Origin of the sequence: Tenacibaculum gallaicum, assembly GCF_003387615.1 — a bacterium.
GTDB lineage: Bacteria > Bacteroidota > Bacteroidia > Flavobacteriales > Flavobacteriaceae > Polaribacter > Polaribacter gallaicus.
This window is the reverse complement of the sequence record NZ_QUNS01000003.1, coordinates 185,483-188,207: the sequence shown is the minus strand read 5'-3', so window position 1 is coordinate 188,207 and position 2,725 is coordinate 185,483. Positions and strand designations below refer to the sequence as shown.

Below are 2,725 nucleotides of genomic sequence, written 5' to 3'. Positions count from 1 at the left end.
CGCACCATTTAGTTATGAGTTATTTGATAATGGAGGAGCATCAGTAGGAACGACTACGACAGAATTTATAAATACAGCAGCAGGAACGTATACAGTAGTAGCTACAGATCGTTTAGGTTGTGATTCAGCACCAGTAACTGTAGTAATAAACCCATCACAAACAGTAGATTTTGATGTAACAACAACATGTTTTGATGGAACAAGTGGAAGCATTTTAGTCACCAATACCGTAGGTAATGGAGACTATCAATATAATATTAATGGAAACCCATGGCAAAATCCAGATGCAGCAACACCTAATCAATATACTTTTACAGGACTAACACCAAATACTTATACAGTTAATGTAAAAGATGGTAGGGGTTGTATTACTACTAAAAGTATAACTATTAATCCGCAGTTACAAGCAACAGCAACACCCACAAACGCTAGTTGTACACCTGGATCAATAGCAATTAGTGCTACAGGAGGTACAGGAATAGGAACTTACGAATATGCTGTAGTAACAGCTGGAGACCCAGTACCTACAACAGGTTTTTCAAACACGAACCCTATAACTAATTTAGGACCTAACACTTATGATGTATATGTAAGAGATGCTGCAAGCTGTACTACTGTAGTTAATAATATTACGATAGCAAATGTACCTCCTGTTACTATAGCATCAACAGCAAATCAACCATCATGTAATGGTGATTTAGGTAGTATAGATGTTTCAATTTCAAATGGACAAGCTCCTTATAGTTTTACAGTAGTAAATACTGCAGGTACAACGGTAGATACCGTAACTGATTATTTAGGTGCTTCAATTTCTTTTAATAATTTATCTGGAAACGAAACATATACAATAGAAATTACTGATGATTTAGGTTGTAAAAATGCTAATACGGTAACATTAAATGAAGTACCACCAATTTTAATGAATTTAGAGTCTGTTTTACCAGCAGATTGTACTACAATTGACCCGTCTAATACAGGTTTTAACTTCAATTTTAAAAACTATACACTGGCAGATTATGCGCCATACGATTTAGAATATACTATTGATGGAACTAATTGGTTCCCTATTACTAATGCAATGCATTCTGTAAGTGTAGCGCCACATCCAACTCCAGGAGATAACTTATATCAAGTATTAGGTTTAACACCAGGACAAACATATTATCCTTCAATTCGTATTCTTAATACTGATGGTACTACGCGATGTAGAGAGGATAACGGTATTTTTATAATGCCTTTCCAAGTAAGTGGTATTGTTGTTAATGTAACCGTTATGGGTGACTGTAATTTAGGTTATTCAGTAGAGGTTGAAGCTCAAGATGGTTCAGGAGTATCAGGATTTGAGTTTGGAATTAGTACAGAAGATCCTATAAATACTGGTACTTGGCATCCAGAAGATGATCCTACAAAACCAAGAATAAAGGTGTTTGATAATATCATTCCTGGGTTAAATTATCAATTCTTCGTAAGAGATATTGCTACGGGATGTATAGAAATGAATGATGAGCCAATAACTTATCCAGATTCTACTTTTGACGTATCTATTACACCAACAGCATTAAATCAATCGTGTAACGGAGCAAACAACGGAGAATTATCATTTTTAATAGATGATACAGACGGTGTACTTAATACAAAAACTGTAACATGGGAACTTTACAATGGTGTTGATGATCAACCTTTAGGTATCACAGGTACTATTTCTAATACAGTTTCATATTCATATACATTAAATTCAAGTGGAACGCCAGTAGCTGCATTACAAAACTTACCACCAGGCCTATATTTTATAGTTTTAGATGCCTTTGATGGTGGAGCAACAGCATGTCAATGGGCAAGTGGAGATATTGAAATTAAAGAAGGCCAGCCTATAACAGGTAATTTGAATAAATTAAATGATATTACATGTAACGTTCCAGGGAAGATAAGAGTAGAAAATGTTTTAGGAGGGTTTGCACCTTACACTTATAATGTAACTTTATCTGAAGCGACGGCAACAGCAACAGTTACAGGTAATGAAATTACAGTAACAGCACCTACTAGTATAACATCTGTAGATGTAACGGTAGAAGTTGAAGATAGTAATGGAACAGGAGCATGTACCGCTAATTTAGGTACAGTAACTTTAAATGTAGCACAATTACCTACAACCACAGCAGTAGCAGATAGTTGTCCTGCAAACAAAACGATTACAGCAACAGTTACTACTGGTGTAGCACCTTACCAATATTCATTAAATGGAGGAGCTACCTTTAGTACAGAAACAACTAACACAACTTTTACACAAAATAATGTAACCCCAGGTAGTTATGATATTGTAGTAAGAGATGCTACAGGTTGTAAAAGTGTACCAACAACAGTAATAGTGCACGAAAATGTTACATTTGATGTGGTACCTACAAAAAATGCAGAGTGTGTTTTAAATGGAGAAGCTACTCTTACAATTAATAGCGGTTCACACAATACAGCCACTTTCACAGCAAACTATACTTATTCGGTTGATGGAGGAGCTCCAGTAGCTATCCCAGCAGGTAACACTACAGCAATTATTAGTTTGGCTCCAGGAACATATACAGTATCAGTTACAGATATAAATACAGGATGTACTACAGGTACACAAACTGTAACTATTCAAGATGCTGAAATTCCTAGTTTCACGGCGTCGGCTGAGGCTAGTTTATGTTCAGGAGATAATTCAGGAAGCATCACTTTAACAGCGGTAGAT

The 2,725-nt window shown here is 35.7% G+C and carries 1 protein-coding gene; it reads left to right on the top strand.

Translation table 11 applies throughout. The features are described 5' to 3' along the window. The coding region (locus C7448_RS15815; RefSeq protein WP_170137017.1) for a hypothetical protein at window positions 1-2,725 on the top strand (2,725 nt) is incomplete at both ends.